The 20,837-nt window shown below is 67.6% G+C and carries 14 protein-coding genes; 3 read left to right on the top strand and 11 right to left on the bottom strand.

The annotated features are described in order from the left end of the window. The first annotated feature begins 415 nt into the window (after positions 1–415). The 3 genes from MZTS_RS10230 to MZTS_RS10220 all read left to right on the top strand — a co-directional run bounded on the left by MZTS_RS10230 (position 416) and on the right by MZTS_RS10220 (position 7,461). Positions 416–2,275 carry a glycoside hydrolase family 15 protein gene (locus MZTS_RS10230; RefSeq protein WP_192283711.1) on the top strand — a complete coding sequence of 620 codons (1,860 nt, stop codon included), beginning with the start codon at positions 416–418 and terminating at the stop codon, positions 2,273–2,275. A 50-nt stretch (positions 2,276–2,325) separates the two neighbouring features. Further along, on the top strand, positions 2,326–4,401 hold the full coding sequence (gene tkt / locus MZTS_RS10225) for a transketolase (protein WP_192283709.1): 2,076 nt from the start codon (positions 2,326–2,328) through the stop codon (positions 4,399–4,401). A gap of 240 nt (positions 4,402–4,641) precedes the next feature. Further along, the gene (locus tag MZTS_RS10220) at positions 4,642–7,461 is read left to right on the top strand and encodes a bifunctional transaldolase/phosoglucose isomerase (protein ID WP_192283707.1); all 2,820 of its coding nucleotides are present in this window, start codon (positions 4,642–4,644) and stop codon (positions 7,459–7,461) included. 123 nt (positions 7,462–7,584) lie between these two features. Here the strand turns inward: MZTS_RS10220 and MZTS_RS10215 are convergent, their stop codons facing one another. The 11 genes from MZTS_RS10215 to MZTS_RS10165 all read right to left on the bottom strand — a co-directional run bounded on the left by MZTS_RS10215 (position 7,585) and on the right by MZTS_RS10165 (position 20,653). Further along, on the bottom strand, positions 7,585–8,232 hold the full coding sequence (locus tag MZTS_RS10215) for a DedA family protein (protein ID WP_192283705.1): 648 nt from the start codon (positions 8,230–8,232) through the stop codon (positions 7,585–7,587). 83 nt (positions 8,233–8,315) lie between these two features. Then, the gene (locus MZTS_RS10210; protein ID WP_192283703.1) at positions 8,316–8,531 is read right to left on the bottom strand and encodes a hypothetical protein; all 216 of its coding nucleotides are present in this window, start codon (positions 8,529–8,531) and stop codon (positions 8,316–8,318) included. Between the two features lie 128 nt (positions 8,532–8,659). Beyond that, entirely contained in the window at positions 8,660–10,120 is a 1,461-nt protein-coding gene (locus MZTS_RS10205; protein WP_192283701.1) for a methyl-accepting chemotaxis protein, read from the bottom strand. A gap of 452 nt (positions 10,121–10,572) precedes the next feature. Beyond that, complete coding sequence (locus MZTS_RS10200) at positions 10,573–11,445, bottom strand: MBL fold metallo-hydrolase (RefSeq protein ID WP_192283699.1); 873 nt, start codon at positions 11,443–11,445, stop codon at positions 10,573–10,575. Between the two features lie 78 nt (positions 11,446–11,523). Further along, on the bottom strand, positions 11,524–14,718 hold the full coding sequence (locus tag MZTS_RS10195) for an efflux RND transporter permease subunit (protein ID WP_192283697.1): 3,195 nt from the start codon (positions 14,716–14,718) through the stop codon (positions 11,524–11,526). A 157-nt stretch (positions 14,719–14,875) separates the two neighbouring features. Then, positions 14,876–16,018, bottom strand: coding sequence for an efflux RND transporter periplasmic adaptor subunit (locus tag MZTS_RS10190; protein ID WP_246482075.1), 1,143 nt, complete (start codon positions 16,016–16,018; stop codon positions 14,876–14,878). Between the two features lie 119 nt (positions 16,019–16,137). After that, positions 16,138–16,461, bottom strand: a complete 324-nt coding sequence (locus MZTS_RS10185) for a rhodanese-like domain-containing protein (RefSeq protein WP_192283693.1) — start codon at positions 16,459–16,461, stop codon at positions 16,138–16,140. 144 nt (positions 16,462–16,605) lie between these two features. Then, a complete protein-coding gene (locus MZTS_RS10180) occupies positions 16,606–17,931 on the bottom strand; it encodes a glycosyltransferase family 4 protein (RefSeq protein WP_192283692.1) in 1,326 nt (441 codons plus the stop codon). Between the two features lie 201 nt (positions 17,932–18,132). Continuing rightward, positions 18,133–18,738, bottom strand: a complete 606-nt coding sequence (locus MZTS_RS10175; RefSeq protein ID WP_192283691.1) for a hypothetical protein — start codon at positions 18,736–18,738, stop codon at positions 18,133–18,135. A 197-nt stretch (positions 18,739–18,935) separates the two neighbouring features. Continuing rightward, positions 18,936–19,571 carry an acyl-homoserine-lactone synthase gene (locus MZTS_RS10170; RefSeq protein ID WP_192283690.1) on the bottom strand — a complete coding sequence of 212 codons (636 nt, stop codon included), beginning with the start codon at positions 19,569–19,571 and terminating at the stop codon, positions 18,936–18,938. Positions 19,572–19,921: 350 nt separating this feature from the next. Continuing rightward, positions 19,922–20,653 (bottom strand): LuxR family transcriptional regulator, encoded by a 732-nt coding sequence (locus MZTS_RS10165; protein WP_192283689.1) that lies wholly within the window; start codon positions 20,651–20,653, stop codon positions 19,922–19,924. Between the last annotated feature and the right edge of the window lie 184 nt (positions 20,654–20,837).

The raw sequence follows: 20,837 nt of genomic DNA, 5'->3' as shown, positions 1-20,837 counted from the left end.
GTTTCGACGCGCTCTCTTTCACCGAACCGGCATCCCCTTCGGCGGCGGGCGCTGTAGCGCGTCGTCCCGAAAGCCGGCCTCCGGCTTGTCCGAAACGGCGACGCAAAAATAAAAGCCCGGCGCGGCCGCCCTACCGGCTCTGCGAGGCAGCGCAGGGTGAGCCGGAAGGCCGGCACGCGTCTTGCCGGCCGCCGATCCGGGCTCGTGTTCGGGTGCCGGCTTCACAATCGTTATCCCGCGTTGTCCCGAAAGCCTTGCGGAGCGCGGCGACTGCGCCACTTCGCGCTGACAGAGCGACCGACGTCACTCCCGCCGCCTCTCCGCGAGGCCGCGTCGTGGGACGACATCCTCAGACGAGACCGAGACCCGCGTGCGCCCCGCGCCGATCGGTTCGGAACAGGCCACGGAGATCGGGATGGCGGGACGGATCGAGGATTACGCCCTGATCGGGGACGGCCGCACCGCAGCCCTGGTCGGGCGCGACGGCAGCATCGACTGGCTCTGCATGCCGCGCTTCGATGCCTCCGCCCTGTTCGCGAGCCTGCTCGGGACGGAGGAACACGGCTTCTGGAAGCTGGCTCCGGCGGCGGAGGGCGCGCAGCATTCCTGGCGTTACCGCACCGGTTCCCTGGTGCTGGAGACCACGCACAAGACCCATGAGGGCGAAGTGCGGGTGACCGACTTCATGCCGGTCGGGGACGGGTCTCACGTCATCCGCTTGGTGGAGGGCGTGCGCGGCCGGATGGCGATGCGCATGGATCTCGCCGTGCGCTTCGATTACGGCTCTGCGGTGCCGTGGGTCTCGCGCAGCGAACTCGGGGACCTGCGCGCCATTTCCGGGCCGCACAAGGTCGTGCTGCGCACCAACGCGCCGCTGCGAGGCTCGACCCATCAGACCACGGTCTCGGAATTCACGGTCTACAAGGGCGATGCGATCCGCTTCGTCCTGAGCTACGGCGCCTCGCACGAGGACGACCCGCCGCCGATCGAGCCGCGCCGCTGGCTCGACGCCACCAACCGCTTCTGGCGCGACTGGTCGAGCCGCTGCACGCTCAAGACCCCCTGGGACGACATCCTGCGCCGCTCGCTGCTGACGCTGAAGGCGCTGATCTACCAGCCGACCGGCGGTATCGTCGCCGCGCCGACCACCTCCCTGCCGGAGGATCTCGGCGGGGTCCGCAACTGGGACTACCGCTTCTGCTGGCTGCGCGACTCGACCTTCACGCTGCTGGCGCTGATGGATTCGGGCTATATCGACGAGGCGCGGGCGTGGCGCGATTGGCTCACGCGGGCGGTGGCCGGCAACCCGGAGCAGGCGCATATCCTCTACGGCATCGCCGGCGAACGGCTCCTGCCGGAGATCGAGCTCGACTGGCTGCCCGGTTACGAGAACTCGAAACCCGTGCGGGTCGGCAATGCGGCGGTCTCGCAGTTCCAACTCGACGTCTATGGCGAGTTGTTCGACGCCCTGTTCCAGGCCCGTTCCCGCGGCATGGCCGAGGACAAGGAGGGGCTCCGGGTCGGGCAGGCGCTGATCAAGCACCTGGAGCGGGCTTGGCGCGAGCCGGACGAGGGCATCTGGGAGGTGCGCGGCGGCCGCCGCCACTTCGTGCATTCGAAGGTGATGGCCTGGGTCGCCTTCGACCGGGCGATCCGCAGCGTCGAGATGATGGGGGTGGATGCGCTGCGCCCCACCGAACCGCCCCTCGCCCATTGGCGGACGATCCGCGACGAGATCCACGCCGAGGTCTGCGAGAAGGGATTCGATGCCGACCTCAACAGCTTCGTCCAATCCTACGGCAGCAAGGCACTCGATGCGAGCCTGCTGCTGATCGCCCATATGGGCTTCCTGCCGCAGGACGATCCGCGGGTGGTCGGCACGGTGGCGGCGGTGGAGAAGCACCTGATGCGCGACGGTTTCGTGCTGCGCTACGAGACCGAGAATCAGACGACCGACGGCCTGCCCGGCAACGAGGGCGCCTTCCTGCCCTGCAGCTTCTGGTACGCCGACAACCTGATCGGCCTCGGCCGCTGCGAGGAGGCCCGCGCCCTGATCGAGCGCCTGATCGGCATCTGTAACGACCTCGGTCTGGTCTCCGAGGAGTATGACGTGCGCGCAAAACGCCAAGTGGGCAACTTCCCCCAGGCGTTCACGCATGTTGCACTTGTCAACACGATCCTCAATTACAGCCGCGCCATCGGTCCTGCGAAGGAACGGGGCAGCGGCGCGGACGCTTCCGAGTCGAGGGTAGGCGAATCCATCGCGGCGCATTAGGCGCGTCCCGTCCCGAGGCGGGCGGTGGAAGCGAGAAAGACGGAAATCTGATGAGCGGTGCAGATACGAGCCCCAAGGCAGCCCTGAGCGAGGGCGACAAGCTCGCGATCGACACGATCCGGACGCTCGCGATCGACGCGGTGCAGAAGGCGAATTCCGGCCATGCCGGCGCGCCGATGGCGCTGGCGCCCGTCGCCTACACCCTGTGGAACCGGTATCTCCGCTACGATCCGGCCCACCCGCACTGGCCGAACCGCGACCGGTTCGTGCTTTCGGCGGGCCATGCCTCGATGCTGCTCTACGCGCTGCTGCATCTTGCCCGCGTGGCCGAGAAGGATGGCGGCAACGCCCCCGCCATCTCGCTCGACGACATCAAGAAGTTCCGGCAGCTCGACAGCCGGACCCCGGGTCACCCGGAGTACCATTTCACCACCGGCGTCGAGACGACGACGGGTCCGCTCGGCCAGGGCGTGGCCAACTCGGTCGGCATGGCCATCGGCGGCCGCTTCAAGGGCGAGCGCCTGAACCGGCCCGACCTGCCGCTGTTCGACTACAACGTCTACGCCATCTGCTCGGACGGCGACCTGATGGAAGGCGTCAGCCAGGAGGCCGCCTCCATCGCCGGGCATCTGCGCCTGTCGAACCTGTGCTGGATCTACGACAACAACACCATCACCATCGAGGGCCATACCGAGCTGGCCTTCTCCGAGGAGGTGGCGGCCCGCTTCCTCGCCTATGGCTGGCAGGTGCTGCGGGTGGCCGATGCCAACGACACCCACGCGATCTCGGCCGCGATCGAGACCTTCCTGCAGTCGAGCGACCGCCCGACGCTGATCATCGTCAACTCGATCATCGGCTACGGCGCGCCGACCAAGCAGAACACCTCCAAGGCCCATTCGGACGCCCTCGGCCCCGACGAGGTGAAGGGCGCCAAGCGCGCCTATGGCTGGCCGGAGGAGTCCGAGTTCCTCGTGCCGGACGGTGTCTACGACACGTTCAGTGAGGGCATCGGCAAACGCGGCGCCGCGCTCTACGCGCAGTGGCAGGGCTTCTTCGACGCCGCCAAGGCGGCGGATGCCGAGCACGCCGAGGATCTCTCCGCCTTCCTCGAAGGCCGGCTGCCCGAGGGCTGGGACAAGGACATCCCGGTGTTCGCGCCCGACCCCAAGGGGCTGGCGACGCGCGAATCCTCCGGCAAGGTGCTCAACGCCATCGCCCAGCACGTGCCCTTCCTGCTCGGCGGCTCGGCCGATCTCGCGCCGTCGAACAAGTCGAACCTGACCTTCGAGGGAGCCGGCTCGCTCACCCCGTTCGAGCCGGGCGGGCGCAACATCCATTTCGGCGTGCGCGAGCATGCCATGGGCTCGATCGTGAACGGCCTCGGGCTCGTGGGCTTACGCGCCTACGGCGCCACCTTCCTCGTCTTCGCCGATTACATGCGCCCGCCGATCCGCCTCGCCGCGCTGATGGAACTGCCGGTCTTCCATATCTTCACGCACGACTCGATCGGCGTGGGTGAGGACGGGCCGACCCACCAGCCGGTGGAGCAACTGCTCTCCCTGCGCTGCATCCCCGGTCTCGTGACCCTGCGCCCGGCCGATGCCAACGAGGTGGCCGAGGCCTACCGGGTGATCTTCTCGCTCAAAGATCAGCCGGCGGTGCTCGCTCTGTCGCGCCAGCCGCTGCCGACCTTCGACCGCTCGAAATACGGCGCCGCCTCGGGCACCGCGAAGGGCGCCTATGTGCTGGCCGATTGCGAGGGCACGCCGGACGTGATCCTGATCGGTTCCGGTTCGGAGGTTCAGCTCTGCGTCGGCGCCTACGAGACCCTGACGGGCGAGGGCGTGAAGGCCCGCGTCGTCTCGATGCCGTCCTGGGATCTGTTCGAGCGCCAGGACGAGGCCTACCGCAACAGCGTCCTGCCGCCGGAGGTTCTGGCCCGCGTGGCGGTGGAACAGGGCAGCGTGATCGGCTGGGACCGCTATGCCGGTTCCTCGGGCGCCATCGTCGGCATGCACACCTTCGGCGCCTCGGCCCCGATCAAGGATCTGCTCACCAAGTTCGGCTTCACCGCCGAGAAGGTGCTGGAGGCCGCTCGCGCCCAGATGGCGAAGCACAAGAACTAGTGGCGAAGCACAAGAAGTAGAGCGCGTTGCGCAAATCCCTCCCCCTCTGCGGGGGAGGGTGGCCCTCGCGTCGGCGAGGGTCGGGAGAGGGGAGCGCCGTTTCCGGAAGGTTCGGAGCCGGCCCCTCACCCGCCCGCTCCTCGGGCCTCCTCTCCCGCAGAGGGGAGAGGGTAAAGCGCGGCGCCACGCCCTATCTACCCAGTTGCGGGACGCACAAAACACCACGCGAGGACGACCGAGATGAACGCGCTGAAGGCCCTCTTCACCGAGCATGAGCAGGCGGTCTGGCTCGATTTCGTCGCCCGCGGCTTCATCGCCAAAGGCGAACTCAAGGCCCTGGTCGAGAACGACGACCTGCGCGGCGTGACCTCCAACCCGGCGATCTTCGAGAAGGCCATCGGCCACACCGCCGAGTACGACGACAGCCTCAAGGCCGTGCTCGGCCAGGGTGATGCCCGCGTCATCGACCTCTACGAGGGGCTTGCCATCGAAGACATCCAGAACGCGGCGGACGTGCTTCGGCCGGTCTACGAGGCGAGCGACGGCGCCGACGGCTATGTCAGCCTCGAAGTCTCGCCCTATCTCGCCCTCGACACCGAGGAGACCCTGAACGAGGCGCGCCGCCTCCATCGGGCGGTCGGCCGCGACAACCTGATGGTCAAGGTGCCGGCCACTCCCGCCGGGCTTCCGGCGATCCGCCAGCTCACGGCGGAGGGGATCTCGGTCAACATCACCCTGCTATTCTCGCAGAGCGTGTACGAGGAGGTCGCCCACGCCTTCATCGACGGCCTCACCGAGTTCGGCGAGAAGGGCGGCGACGTGTCCCGGGTCGCCTCCGTCGCGAGCTTCTTCATCAGCCGCATCGATTCCCTGGTCGACAAGAAGCTCGACGCGGTCGGCGGCTACGAGGACCTCAAGGGTAAGGTGGCCATCGCCAACGCCAAGCTGGCCTACCAGCGCTACAAGCGCATCTTCTCAGGGCCCAAATGGGAGGCGCTGGAGGCCAGGGGCGCCAAGGCGCAGCGGCTGCTCTGGGCGTCCACGGGCACCAAGAACAAGGCCTATTCCGACGTGCTCTATGTCGAGGAGCTGATCGGTAAGAACACCGTCAACACCATGCCGCCGGCCACCATGGACGCGTTCCGCGATCATGGCCGGGCGCGGGCGACGCTCGAAGAAGGGATCGACGAGGCGGAGGCCGTGATGGCGCGCCTCGCCGAGGCCGGCATCGATATCGAGGCGGTGGCGCGCCAGCTCGTCGACGAGGGCGTCCAGCTCTTCGTCGATGCCGCCGACGCGCTGCTCGGCGCCGTCGCCGGCAAGCGCGCGGCCCTGCTCGGCCACCGACTCGACGCGCAGACCTGTAAGCTCGGCGAGGCGTTGCAGGCGGCGACCGACAAGGCCATCGAATCCTGGCGCGCGAGCGGCGCGATCCGCCGGCTCTGGGCGCATGACAAGACGGTCTGGACCGGCCGCGACGAGGACAAGTGGCTCGGCTGGCTCCGCATCGTCGAGGACGAGCTGGAGCGCGTCGACCTCTACGAGAGCTTCGCCGAGGAGATCCGCGCGGAAGGCTTCACCGACGTGGTCGTGCTCGGCATGGGCGGTTCCAGCCTCGGGCCGGAGGTGATCGCCGCCACCTACGGCCATCGCGAGGGCTTTCCGAAGCTGCGCATCCTCGACTCGACCGACCCGGACGAGGTCCGGTCCGTCGAGGCGGCGGTGACGCTCGAGACGACGCTCTTCATCGTCGCCTCGAAATCCGGCTCGACCCTGGAGCCCAACGTTTTCCGCGATTACTTCCTCGGCCGCATGAAGGAGGTCGTCGGGCCCGAGAAGGCCGGCCGGCACTTCGTTGCCGTGACCGATCCCGGCTCGGCCATGGAGAAGGCGGCCAAGGACGACAACTTCCGCAAGATCTTCCTCGGCGTGCCGCAGATCGGCGGGCGCTACTCGGTGCTCTCGGCCTTCGGTCTGGTGCCGGCGGCGGCGGCCGGCGTCGAGATCCGCGACTTCCTCGACAGTGCCCGCATGATGGTCCGCTCCTGCGGTCCGGCGGTTCCGCCCGCCGCCAATCCCGGGGTGCGCCTCGGCGCGGCGATCGGGACGGCGGCCAAGGAGTTCGGCCGCGACAAGATCACGATCATCGCCTCCCCCGGGATCGACACCTTCGGCACCTGGGCCGAGCAGCTGATCGCGGAATCGACCGGCAAGGAAGGCGTCGGCATCATCCCCGTCGAGGGTGAGCCGGTCGGCGTGCCGGCGGTCTACGGCGAGGATCGCCTGTTCGTGTATCTGCGCCTCAATGGCCATGCCGACGCGCGGCAGGACGAAGCGGTGAAGATCCTGGAAAGCGAGGCGCAGCCGGTGGTGCGCATCGACCTCGACAAGGTCGAGCGGCTGCCGCAGGAATTCTTCCGCTTCGAGATCGCTACCGCCGTCGCCGGCGCCGTGCTCGGGATCAACCCGTTCGACCAGCCCGATGTCGAGGCGAGCAAAATCGAGACGAAGAAGCTGTTCGCGGCGGCCGAGGAGACCGGCGCCCTGCCGGCCGAGACGCCGATCTTCGAGGACGACACGGTCGCGCTCTATGCCGACGCGGCCAATGTCGAGGCCCTGCGCCAGGACGGCTTCGAGGCGATCGTCGGGGCGCATCTCGCACGGGTGAAGCCGGGCGATTACCTTGCCCTGCTCGCCTATGTGGAGCGCAACGAGGCGCATCACGCCATCCTGCAGGAGGCGCGGCTGGCCGTGCGCGATGCCCGGCAGGTCGCGACCTGTCTGGAATTCGGCCCGCGCTTCCTCCACTCGACGGGACAGGCCTACAAGGGGGGACCGACCTCCGGCGTGTTCCTCCAGATCACCGCCGATCCTTCGGCCGACCTGCCGATCCCCGGGCGCAAGCTCGGTTTCGCCACGGTGATCGCGGCCCAGGCCAGGGGCGATTTCGCGGTGCTGGCCGAGCGGAAGCGCCGGGCGCTGCGCGTTCACATCAAGGGCGGCGATGTCGCTTCCGGCGTGAAGCGTGTCGCGGCGGCGATCAAGGCGGCGACGGCCTAAAGAGAAAGGGCGGCGCTCCCTGCGGAGCGCCGCCCTGATTTTAATTCGAAGGGGTGTCGGGCCGTCGCGTTCACCTTGATGCGAGGCCGGATCGCGCGCGAGTCGAGCCGGCCCTTCAAGCGGCTATCGCTCCGTGAGCGGACCGGGGATCGCGGCTTCCGCCTTGACCAGCAGCCGCTCCTCATGGCGCTTCATGAACAGCCACAGGGCGAGGCCGCCGAAGATCACGAAGGCGAGCAGGGCGAGGCCGACCGGGCCGACGATGTGCTCGATCTGGCGTCCGCAGGCATAGGCGCCGAAGCCCATGATGCCGGCCCAGGCGAGGCCGCCGAGGCCGTTGAACAGCATGAAACGGCGGGCATCGAGCTTGTTCACACCGGCCAGCACGGCGGCGTAGGCGCGCAACATCGCGGTGAAGCGGCCGAAGAACACGATCTTCCCGCCATGCTCCCGGAACAGGTACTGGCCGAGCTTGAGCCGCCCATGATCGAGGGCGATGAGGTGGCCGTAGCGCAGCAGCAGCGGCATGCCCCAGCGTCGGCCGACCCAGTAGCCGACATTGTCGCCGAGGATCGCCGCAGCGGCGGCCGCGGCCACGATGAGAGCGATATTGAGCTGGCCGGTGCTGCCGGCATAGACCGCCGACGAGATCAGGATCGTCTCGCCCGGCATCGGCACGCCCGCGCTTTCGAGGGCGACCACGACGAAGATGGCGAGATAGCCGTAATGGGCGATCAGATCGCTGATCGGCAGTCCCTGAAGGAAGGACATGGGTGAAGCGCCTCCGCGGATCGTCTGGCCGCGCAATGTCGCGACGAACGTGGCCGCAGAAGGGCGGGAGCTTCGAGGGGCCGTCAGCCCGCCCGATCCGCCTGGGACCAGGTCTGGCCGTTAGCCAGGGCAGACCCGGAGCCTTCACCCTGACGGTTGGGAGCATCCGGCCACACGATGTCGTGATCGGCGGCATCCTGCAACGGCAGCAGCCGCATCAGCCCGTCCGACACGCCGAAGAGCACGGGGTTCGCCATCGGGCCGAAGCCGGGCGGGAGGAGGAGGGTGGCGTCGATCATGGCGGGTTTCGGGTTCGGCCGCCGAAGGGCGGAGATGGCTATAAGCCTGTCGCCGCCTTCCGGTTGCATCGCCCCTGCCCGCTTCGTGCTTCCCGGCACGTCGGGCACTGTGGAGCGAGGTCTCGTCGTCAGTTCGCCTTGAGGAATTTCTCGACGCTGGCGCCCAGGCTGGCGGAATGCATCGAGAGGCCGTCGGCGATGGTGCGCACGGATTCGACCAGGGTGCCCGTGGCATTCGCCGCCGAGGACACGGCGGCGATGTTGCCGGACATCTCGTGGGTCGAGGCCGCCTGCTGTTCGACCGCGCTCGCCATGGCCAGCGTCAGGCCGGACAGCTCCGTCACCGCCGAGGTGATGGTGCCGATGGCATCGACCGCCTCGCCGGTGGCGCTCTGGATGGCGGCGACCTGAGCGGAGATTTCGCCGGTGGCCCGCGCGGTCTGCTCGGCGAGCGCCTTCACCTCGGCGGCCACCACGGCGAAGCCGCGTCCGGCGGCCCCGGCCCGGGCCGCCTCGATGGTGGCGTTGAGGGCGAGCAGGTTGGTCTGGTCGGCGATGGAGCGGATCATCGCCACCACCGCATCGACCTTGCGGGCGTTCTCGGCGAGTTGCCGGACGGTGGCGTCCGTCGTCTCGGCCTGGGCCGAGATCCTCTGGGCACGCTCGGAGACGCTGCCGACCTGGCCTGAAATCTCTTGGATGGAGGCCGTCATCTGTTCCGAACTCGCCGCCACCGAGCTGGCGCGCTCCCGGGCCTCCTCGGCCGAGCGCGACAGGCCCTCGGCCGATTGCTGCATCTGGCCGACCGCCGAGCCCACCGCCTCGACCATCTGGGAAACATCCGCCGCCATCTGCAACTGCGCCGTCACCACCGACCACGTCACCATCGGCCCGATATATTGCCCATCGGGGCCGTTGATCGCCGAGACGCGCAGATCGAGGGTCTCCGGCCCGACCTTGATCTTCGCTCGGTGCGGCAGACGGGTGTTGTCCGCCAGCAGGGCGCGCTGGTGGTGGGGATTTTTGTGAAACACGTCGAAGGAACGGCCCAGCATCTCCGAGACCTTGATCGGCAGATGCTGCTCGATGGTCTCCAGCGTGGTCTTCGAGGTCTGGTTGATGTAGTTGATCTTGAAGTCGTCCCGGGGATCGGCGGTCATGACGGCGATGGGCATCCCGTCGATCATCGTCATCAGGCGGTCGGTGTGGCTCTTCTTCGCCGTGATGTCGGTGCCGAACTTCATCACCCGCACGGGCTTGCCGGCCGCGTCGAAGATCGGATTGTAGGTCGCTTCGAGCCAGACCTGCCGGCCGGCCTTGTCGAGGCGCACGAATTCCCCGGACGCGTATTGGCCGTTGCGCAAAGTCTCCCAGAGGGCGGCGTATTCGGGGCTTGCACTGTACTGGGGAGCGACGAAAATCCGGTGATGCTTGCCCCGAATCTCATCGAGCGAGTAGCCGAGGATCGTCAGGAAGTTCTGATTGGCATCCAGGATCGTTCCGTCCATGTCGAACTCGATCGTTGCGATCGATCGGTTCAGTGCATCGAGTTTTGCCTGTGCATCGTCGTGCTTAGTCTTGCGAAACATGGAAGAGCCCCCTGGCCATCGCTTCCTCCTCCAGACGATATGCCTTGAAAGGAGGCTGTCATCAGTCGTCGAGAGCGTGCGGTTGCTGCATCTGCTCTGAAACTACGCATCAACTGATTGTGATTTTTATTGTATATCTAATTAATAAAAAGTAAAATTATCAAACATGGGAGGCCTGGAGGCTATCGAGAATTTCGAATTCCGGCATGCTGCACTTATTACGCAGGAGTTACCTTGAGTTGCGAGTTTCAGCCGTCAGCACAGGCTTCGGGGAAAAGGATTCGTGCTGAGGTTGGCCGGTCCGGCAAACAAAGTGTTTCGGACCAGCCGAGGGTTCTCTGCCGGCAAAGCCAAACGCGCGGCAACGAACCGACGTGCGCTTGCATCGTGCGCCCGTCTTGCCCTGGCCGCTTCCCCCCTGCCCGCCTCCACAGGCATCCGGCCAGGGGGCATCAGCTGCGGGACATGAGATCCGCCAGCGTGACCGGCGCGGCGTGGGGCCGGCCCCCGAGCAGGGCGTCGATCAGGGTCAGCACCTCGGCCCGGCCGACATTGGCCGCCGGCTCGAACGGAGTCCAGGTCTGGGTGAAGTCGAGCCGCTCGAACACGTCACGGTAGCGGCGCAGCTCGCTCACCGTCAGGGGAACGCCGCGCACGAAGGCCTTGTGGGCGGAGATCGTCACCGCACGGCGGAAATCTCCGGGGTCGAGTTCGAATTTGAGCGCGTCGCCGCAGAAGCAGATCTTCCGTTTCCGGTCGAACAGGACGGCGTGGCCGTCGAAATGGCCGGCGGTGCGGTGCAGCTCCAGTCCGGGCAGAGGCTCCAGGAAGTCGTCATAGGGCCAGGAGACCTGAAGCGCCGCGCTCCAGATGAAGTCGGCGGCCGGCAGGCACAGCTCCGGGTCGAACCGATCCTGCAACTGCACCAGCGCCCCGTAGGAATGCGGGTGCGAGGCCGAGAGTACCTGCATCCCGCCGAGGCGTTCGATCTGGTCGAGGGCCGCCTCGCTGAAGACGGGGCAGCCCTCGAAGCCCATGTTTCCGGCCTCCGTCTGGATCAGGTAGGCGCTCGGGCCGATGCCGGAGACCGGCTCGTTCCAGAAGCGCCAGATTCCCGGCTCCAGCTCCTGCCAGTGGCAGGGAAAGGCGGCCTGCGCTTCGGTCGCGGAGCGGAAGCGCCAGCCGTCCTGCGGCACCACGTGGCGCGCGTCGAGACACATCGGGCAGCTCGGCGGCGCCTCGAAATGGCGCTGCCAGAACCCGCAATTGTCGCAGGTATAGGCGGGAAGCTTCAGGGCGCCCGCGAAGGGCAGGTAACCGGGCACGGGCGATCCTGTTCGTGAAACGAGAACGGCCGGAAGCTAGTGCTCCCGGCCGTTCTCGCATCCCCTACGGGTGTGGTTTCACCCGTGGGCGGGTGATCCGTGCGGCGCGTCGTGCGGATCCTTGCCGCGCTTCCGGCCGATCCAGATCACCGCCTTGCGGATCACCACGTAGAAGACCGGCGTGAGGAACAGGCCGAAGAAGGTCGCGCCGATCATGCCGAAGAACACGGCGGTGCCGAGGGCCTGACGCATCTCGGCGCCGGGGCCGGTGGCGATGACCAGCGGCAGCACGCCGAGGATGAAGGCGAAGGCCGTCATCAGGATCGGGCGCAGGCGCAGGCGGCAGGCCTGCACGGCGGCATCGACCGGGCCCTTGTGCTCGCTCTCCTCGATGTCGTGGGCGAATTCCACGATCAGGATCGCGTTCTTGGCCGCCAGACCGATCAGCACGATCAGGCCGATCTGGGTCAGGATGTTGTTGTCCTGTCCTCTCAGCTGCACCCCGAACAGGGCGGCGAGCACCCCCGTCGGCACCACCAGCAGGATCGCCAGCGGCAGCGCCCAGGATTCGTACTGCGCCGCGAGCACGAGGAACACGAGCAGCACGCCGAGAGCGAAGACGTAGATGGCGGTGCCGCCGGCGGCCTTCTGCTGGAAGGCAATCTCGGTCCAGTCGTAGGAATAGCCCTCGGGCAGGGCCCGCTTGGCGATCTCCTCCATGGTGTCGAGCGCCTGACCGGTGGAAACGCCGGCCTGGGCCACGCCCTGCAGCGGCACCGAGTAGTAGAGGTTGAACCGCTGCACGATCTGCGGGCCGGTGATCTCGCGGATCGTGGCCAGCGTCCCCATCGGCACCAGGGCGCCGGTGGAGGAGCGCACCTTCAGCTGCTCGATGTCGCGCTTCGATTGGCGGTAGACCGCGTCGCCCTGCACGCGCACCTGATAGATGCGGCCCAGCGTGTTGAAGTCGTTGACATAGGTGCCGCCGAGCGCCGCCTGCACCGTCGAGAAGACGTTGGCGAGCGGCACGTTGAGCATGCGCGCGATGGTTCGGTCGATGTCGAGGTAGAGCTGCGGCGTGTCGTTGCCGAAGGTGGTGAACACCCGCGTCACGTCCTTGCTCTGGTTGGCCTGCCCCATCACCTCGCCGGCCGCCGCCAGAAGCGGACCGATGGCCGAGGATTGGCGGCTCTCGATCTGCATCTTGAAGCCGCCGCCCTGGCCGAGGCCGCGCACCGGCGGCGGCGGGATGACGATGACCCGCGCCTCCTGGATGCCGGCGGTGGCCTTCATCACGTCACCGGTGATGACGGCGGCGCTGCGCCCCTGGGCGGCCCGCTCCTTGGCGTTCTTGAGGGTGAGGAACATCACCGCCGCGTTGGTGGTGTTGGTGAAGGTGGCGCCGTCGAAGCCGGCGATGATGACGGTGTTGGTGATGCCGTCGATCTTGCGGGCAATGGCGGCGGCCCGGTTCACCACCTCGGTGGTGCGGTCGAGCGAGGCGCCGGAAGGCAGCTGCACCACGCCGATCAGGTAGCCCTGGTCCTGGTCCGGGATGAAGCCCGTGGGCGTCGTCCGGGCGAGATGCAGGGTGCCGGCGATCACGCCCGCATACAGGATCAGCATCGCGATGATGCCGATCGCCGTGCCGGTCAGCAGGCGGATGGTGTGACCATAGGCGTTCGACAGCCAGTCGAAGCCGCGGTTGAACAGGCTCGCCAGCCAGTTGACGAAGCGCGTCAGGAAGAATTTCGGCCGATGATGCGCGTCGTGCGGCTTCAGAAGAAGCTTACACAGAGCCGGCGAGAGGGTGAGCGAGTTGAAGGCCGAGATGATGGTCGAGGCCGCGATGGTCAGCGCGAACTGCTTGTAGAACTGGCCCGAAATGCCGGGGATGAAGGCGGTCGGGATGAACACCGCCGCCAGCACCAGGGCGATGGCGATGACCGCCCCGCCCACCTCGTCCATGGTCTTGTGCGCCGCCTCGCCGGGGGAGAGCCCCTCGGCCATGTTGCGCTCGACGTTCTCCACCACGACGATGGCGTCGTCGACCACGATGCCGATGGCCAGCACCAGCCCGAACAGGGTCAGGTTGTTGAGCGAGAAGCCGAGCGCGGCCATGACCGCGAAGGTGCCGACCAGCGAAACCGGGATCGCGATCACCGGGATCAGCGCCGTGCGCCAGCTCTGCAGGAACACGATCACCACGATGACGACGAGGAGGACCGCCTCGAACAGGGTCTTGTAGACCTCGTGGATCGATTCCTCGATGAACTCCGTCGGGTTGTAGGCGATGCGGTACTCGACGTCCGGCGGGAAGTTCTTCTTCAACTGCTCCATCGTCGCCTTGACCGTCTCCGCGGCCTCGAGCGCGTTGGTGCCCGGCCGCTGGAAGGCGCCGATGCCGACCGCAGGCGTGTCGTTGAGGAAGGAGTTGGTGGTGTAGTCCTTCTGGCCCATCTCGACGCGGGCGATGTCGCGCACGCGCACGAGGCGGCCGTCGCTCGCCTTGACGATGACGTCGGCGAATTCCTCCGGTGTCTGGAAGCGGCCCTGCGACTGGACCACGAGCTGGAAGGCGGCGCCCGGCGCGGCCGGCGGGCCGTTGAGCTGGCCGGCGGCGACCTGCACGTTCTGCTCCTGCAGCGCGCTGGTGACGTCGGTCGTGGTCAGGCCGTAGGCGGCCATCTTCTGCGGGTCGATCCAGATCCGCTCGGCATATTCGTTGCCGCCGAAGATCGAGATGTCGCCGACGCCGTCGAGGCGCAGCAGCTCGTCGCGGATGTTGAGGTAGATGTAGTTGGCCAGATAGTTCTGGTCGTAGGTGCGCTTGGGCGAGAGCAGGTGCACGACCAGCATCAGGTCGGGCGAGGCCTTGCGCACGGTGACGCCGAGGTTGCGCACGTCCGGCGGCAGGCGCGGCTGGGCCACCGAGAGCCGGTTCTGCACCAGCACGTTGGCGATATCGAGGTTGGTGCCGACCTTGAAGGTGACGGTCAGCAGCATGGCGCCGTCGTTGGTGGACAGCGACGTCATGTAGAGCATGTTGTCGACGCCGTTGATCTCCTGTTCGAGCGGCGTCGCGATGGTGGCCGCGACCGTCTCGGCATTGGCGCCGGGGAAGCTCGCGCGCACCGTCACCGTCGGCGGCACGATCTCCGGATATTGCGAGACCGGCAGCTTCTCGTAGGCGACGAAGCCGAGGATCAGGAAGATGATCGACGTCACCGAGGCGAAGATCGGCCGGTCGACGAAGAAATGGGCGAAACGCATCGTTCAAACCTCTCGCCGCCGGGACGAGCGTGGGAACGCCACCCGTGCGGCTTGCCGTCTGCGTTCAGGCCGGCACCCCGGAACGATCCCGGAGCGCCGGCACTCGAAATCTCTCTCTTGACCGCTCCCGCGCCTCGCCCCCGCGGCCGGCGCGGCCTTACTTCTTGGTCGGCGGCAGCTCGGTCGTCTCGGGCTTCACCTGAGCGCCCGGACGGATCTTGGCGACACCGTTGATCACCACCTGCTCGTCGCCCTTCAGACCCTCACGGATCACGCGGTAGCCATCGACGATGGGGCCGACCTTCACCACCTTGGCCGAGACCTTGTCGCCCTCGCCGAGCACGTAGACGATGCGCTTGTCCTGGTTGGCCGAAACCGCTTCGTCGGGCAGCAGGATGCCCTGATAGGGCTTGGTCGCGGGCATCGAGACGATGCCGAACAGGCCCGGCTTGATGAACCCGTCCGGATTCTCGACGGTGGCCCGCAGCAGCACCGTGCCGGTGGCGTTGTCGACGCGGTTGTCCACGAAGTCGAGGGTGCCCTTGCGGGTCGGCTTCTCCTCGCCGGACAGCGCGATCAGGATCGGAGCGCCCTTGCCGCGCTGGGTTTGGCCCATGCCGATCCCGAGCGTGTTCTGGTATTTCAGGAAGGAGCGCTCATCGACGGTGTAGCCGAAATAGATCGGATCGAGCGAGACGATCGTCGTCAGCCGGGTCTGGTCGGTGATGACGATGTTGCCCTCGGTGACGAGGCGCTGGCTGATCCGCCCATTGATCGGCGATTTCACCTCGGTGAAGTCGTAGTTGAGCTGGGCGTTGCGGAGAGCGGCCTCGGCGCTGTCGACATCGGCCTGCGCCGTCTGCGAGGCCTGCCGGCGCTGGTCGGTGACCTGCTCGGAGATGTTGCCGCCCCGCGAGAGCACCTGAGCGCGCTCGAGATCGGTCTGCGTGAAGGACAGGCGCGCCTTGGCCGAGGTCAGCGCGGCTTGGGCCTGCTCCAGGGCCGCCTTGTAGGGGCGCCGGTCGATGATGAAGAGCACATCGCCCTTCTTCACGTTCGCGCCGTCCTGGAACATGATCTTGTCGAGGTAACCCGTGACGCGGGCACGGACCTCCACGAATTCGATCGGGTCGAAGCGGCCGGTATACTGGTCCTGCTCGACGATCTCCTTCACCACCGGCTTGGCGACGGTCACGCTCGGGGGGGGGGCGCCGGGCATCTGCGCGCTCGCCGTCCCGGCGCCCAGGAGGGCGAAGGCCATCAGCGGCGTGAGGAGAAGAAGAGGCCTGAGGCTGCGCATCATTCGGTTCCCTGCATGGCGCGGCCTAGTCCCCACGATGCGGTGTAGGGCGTGCGCTCCCGCACATGGCGGCCGCTTCGGGCGGATCACCGTGAGGTTTGCCGGACCAATCTGGCGTTTCACGCTTCGATCGGCTCGCCGGCTGCGTACCAATCCTTGAAGGCGCCGGCGTAATGCTCGTGAAGGTCGAGGCCCGCCTGTTGCGCGGCGGCCAGCGCATGGATCGAGCGCACCCCTGAGGCGCAGGAGAAGACCGGTCGGCGTCCATCCGCTTCGATCAGGGCCTTCACCGCCTGCGGATCGAAGGTCGAGAGCGGATGCGAGACCGAGCCGGGAATGTGCCCGCGTGCGAATTCATGGTCTTCCCGCACATCGATGAGCAGGAGTGAACCCTCCGCCAGGCCCTGCTTGACCGTCTGCCGGTCGAGATCGACCACTTTCATCGGGAATCGCTCTTTGCTGGGGGCGCATCCGCCGTGCTGTCGAAGGGCGGAACGATCTGGAAGGTTTTCTTAAGTCCTCCGCCATCCGGCGCGCAACCGCCGCGCCGGATGGCGGAGGCAAGGCTCGGCGCGGACGATTCGGGCTCAAGGCCCCGTCAGATCGGCCAGGGCCGCATCGACCCGCTCGAAATGCCCCGCCCAGTCGGGAGGCCGGTAGCCGGCAAGGCGATCCGTCAGCTCGGCGCGGAGGGCGGAGGCCGGTTCGCTCAGGGAGCGAACGGCCCGGGTCCAGCCCGGTCCGTCGAGGGGATCGAGCAGATGGGCGAAATCCCCGCCGATCTCCCGGTGGACCGGAATGTCGGAGGCGACCACCGGCAGGCCGCTCGCCGCCGCCTCGACCACCGGCAGGCCATAGCCCTCGATGAAGGAGGGCATCAGCAGGGCGGTGGCGCCGCGCATCAGCGCCGCGAGGCCGTGGGTCGACAGGCCGACCACCTCGCTGACATGGGCACGGATGGCCGGGCAGCGGTCGAGCATGTCGGCGACGTTCTCGATCTCCCAGCCCCTGCGGCCGATGAGGACGAGACGCGGGGTGCCCTCCCCCATCGTCTCGGCGAGGTCGCGCCAGAGGTTGAGCAGAAGCAGGTGGTTCTTGCGCGGCTCGATGGTGCCGCAGACCAGAAAGGTGGGCCGGGCCAGACGCGGCAGGGCGGTCCCATCCGCTCCGGCGGAAAAGACCGGCTCGACGCCCAGCGGTGCCACGGTCACCGGCTTGGGGGTCCAGCCCCGCGCCCGCCCGTAAGCGGTGAAGCGCGCACCGACATCGCGCGAATTGACGAGGACATGGGCGGCGTGGCGTGCCACGGTTTCCATGCGCGCCGCATGGCGCTCGGCCTCGCCGGGGCGGCCATATTCCGGATGCGAGATCGGGATCAGGTCGTGGACGAAGAAGACCGGCCGCACGTCGCGCCGGGTGTAGAGCCAGTCAAAGCGACCCGGCAGGTCGAGGCGCAGATGCGAGGTGTGGAGATAGACCGTGCCTGTAGGCAGGGTTTCGGTTCCGCCGGAGCGCAGCACCCGCAGCATCGTCTCGGCCTGGAGCCGGTGGCGGTGCGGGCTCGCTCCGCCCTGGCCCGGCCCGGCCTTGCGGGGCGTCCGGGCCTCGGCGGCCGGGTTCGCCATGAGCGAGGCGGTGAGCGCCCGGAACACCGGATCGGCCTCGGCGATCACATCCTCAACCCAGCCCGATGCGACGGTCTCGACGATGTCGCGGGCGCTGTCCCGGTCGAGGACGCGCGGGCCGAGGGCGGTCGAGACCAGGCCGAACCGCGTCCCATCGGGGCCCGATCCCAGGACATGCCGAGCATAGGCGAGATCGACCCGGTCGATTCCGGTCGGGTTCGCGTGGCGCAGGCGCGTGATGAGGCGGGTCAGGTCGATGGCGAGGCAGGCTGGCATGACCCGCTGCATAGACCGGTTCCCGCCCCCATGGCGACAGTCCCGGCTTCCGGCCCTTGTGATACGGGATCCGCTCGATCGGAGCGGGGCCGTGTCGGCAAGCCCGCGCGGCGTTTGAGCGAAGCCCAAATCCGCCCTCCCGAAGGGCGCAACCGGATTTGGTCTGACGCGTCCTGTTGGGCCGAACCGGCATCCACTGCGGCGGAGACCCCTCTAATGGTGCCGGCGCTGCGCCGGCTCGCTCCGGCTCGCGATCTCCCGTGCGACTTCGAGAAGCATGACATCGACGAGCTGGCGCAACCGACGGCTGCCGCTGGCATCGATGGCCCGCCGTGCCGCGATGAGGAGTTCCGCGGCCTCGTCGATGGCATCCGCCGTGCTCTCCTCCTCCAGCCCGAGCAGGGCCCGCGCCTCGGGGCGGACTTCGGCGGTATCGACGAGGGTTCCCTCGACGCGGACGGGCTGGTGCCGCTCGTCCCGCTGGATCCGGCCCCGGCAGGCGAGGAAGCGCGGCGTCTCCGGGGAACCCGTGACGCGGATCTGGACGAGGACGTCGTCCTCCTGCTCGGCGGCCCGGCGGATCTCTTCGAGGAACCGGCCGGCTTCCGGCAGGGCCAGACCCGCGGTGGCGCGTTCAGCGTGCAGGGCCTGTCCGGCGAGACGGGGATCGCCGGCGATCAGCGCGGCCGCGCCCTCGTCGAGGAGGAAGCGCCCGGTGGCCGGATCCCATTCCCAGCTTCCGACGATGCCGGATCCCGCGAGGGTTCCGACGAGTCCCGGGGCCGCGCTCCGGCGGGCGTCACTGCGTCTGCGTTTCAAAGTCTTGCTCCCCGTGCAAGATATGCTTGACCGTCGAGAGAGGCCTTCACGAAAGCAAAGGGTGTTCCGGTCGAAAATTCCGCGAAAACAATGCTTGCTGAAGGCTGCCCGATTCGATGATGTCGGGCGCTGCCTCGCATGAGGGGCGTCGCGGCGTCGGAGCCGCGGCGCCGTTCGGTTCTCGGCTCCGTCGCGCCTCAGGAGGCGAGGCGGGCGACGCTGGTCCGCGACGGCGCCAGGACGGAGCGGATGTCGCCGCGCTTGGTCTGGAGCTGGCGCAGCGAGCGGCGGTCGAAGGCGGCCTCGACCGCGACGATCTCCTCACCCTCGATCTCGTGAGGCAGGCCGAGGGGGACGGCATGCAGATGCAACTGCAGGAGGCGGAGGATCCAGCTCGTCGGCATCTCGGAGACAAAGCTCGTGATGCCCCGCGGCAGGCCCCACTCGACGATGGCCGTCATCAGCGCCAGGGCGGTCGGGTTGAGGCGCCGGCCCGAGGTGCGCGCGCTCTCGGCCACGCAGATGCGGCCCCACTCGACCGTGTGCGGGCTGGAAGGCGGCGTGCCTTCGCAGAGCTGCGGCAGCACCATCGGCAGCAGGTAGGGCCGGGTCGTCGGGAGCAGGCGCGAATAGCCGATGACGGTCTCGCTCTCGTCGATGGCGAGCAGGTGGATGGCGTGCTCGTCGTCGAACTCGTCGATCTCGCGCCGGTCCGGTCGGGCCAGATTGCGCCAGCCCAGTTCCTCGACGAATACCCGGTGGCGCAGGCGGAAGGCCTGATCCAGGGCGCCGGCATAGTCCTGCATGTTCTCCGCTGTCACGATATGGATCATGGGAACACCTCTTCGGAAATCCGAAGTTGTCGTCCCAAATTCAGCCGTGCCGCGGCACTACGGAAATCCGTAGGGTTTTGTCCGAAGGCGGGGGCCCTGATCGCCGAGGTGAGCTACCCCTTCGGAGTCGTGTCTCCTCTTCTCTATCGTGGATTGCACGCCCAGGGCAATGCGCGGGCATGCCGGCGCGGCGAGCGGAAGTGCCGTGCCTCGCATCGCTGTCGGACGGGATCTGTGTCGAGAAGCGCCTTGCGCTCCGCGCCGAGCGACGGGGCGGCTTCGGCCTCACTTTGGAGAAGCGAGTCCGCGGGCGTGAGCGGTTGCCGGCAGATGCTCGGGGCAGCAGGCGGTCAGACGATGAGCCCGCGTCTGAAGCCCTCGGCCACCGCCTGGGTACGGGTGACGCAGCCGAGCTTCACCCGGGCGGAGCGCAGGTGGAAGTCGACGCCGTGCCGGGAGATCCCCATCAGCTCACCGATCTCCCAATCGGTTTTGCCTTCGGCGGCCCATTGCAGGCTCTCGCGCTCGCGCGGCGTCAGACCCATCCGGCGCTCGTTCGGCCCGTTGTCGATGAGGAGCGTCTGCCCCACCACGTAGGAGGCCAGCAGCGTCAGGACGCCCCGCTGCGCCGGGCTGATGTCGAGCTTCGGACCGGCGAAGGTGAGGCCGCCGCGTTCTTCCTCCAGGGTGGCGAGGGGGACGGTGAAGCCGTCGCCGAGGCCGAATTCCCGGGCCTCGCCCATGACCTGGCGCGAGCGCGCATCGAGCGGGGCGGCGGCCTCGATATCGGCCCAGCGGAACCCCGTCGTACTGAGCAGGGTCGCCTGAACGACCGGATCCGAATACATGTACCCCTTCGAGAAGTAGAGCCGGTTCCACTCGTCCGAAGTGTTTTCCAGTATGATGAAGTTTTTTTGAGTGCGGGCGGGAAGTCGTTTCTGGGGGATCATCGCGGAGATGATGTACTCGATCCCGAACGCGTTCAGGCGCGGCATGATCGCCCGCAGGATATCCTCGCGTGAATGCGCTCGGTCGAGCGACTTGAGGATCTCCAACGTCAGGTCGAGCGATTTTCTGGACATGGCCGGATAAAATCGGGGCGAGTTCATCACGATAAGTCCAAGTGCGACGCTTGAGAAGAGCATCTTGAATTGCTTATAGGTTGTATTTTATGCAACTTGTACGCTCCGCTTCTGCCTGTCGCGGGCCGGGTGCCTGTCCGCGGCCGACGAACCGCGGGAGGGGGACCGGCTCCGGATGGGTGGG

Origin of the sequence: Methylorubrum zatmanii (assembly GCF_014845115.1) — a bacterium.
GTDB classification, from domain to species: domain Bacteria; phylum Pseudomonadota; class Alphaproteobacteria; order Rhizobiales; family Beijerinckiaceae; genus Methylobacterium; species Methylobacterium zatmanii.
Note: the sequence above shows the minus strand (reverse complement) of the source record. Positions and strands in the feature narration are given on the sequence as shown.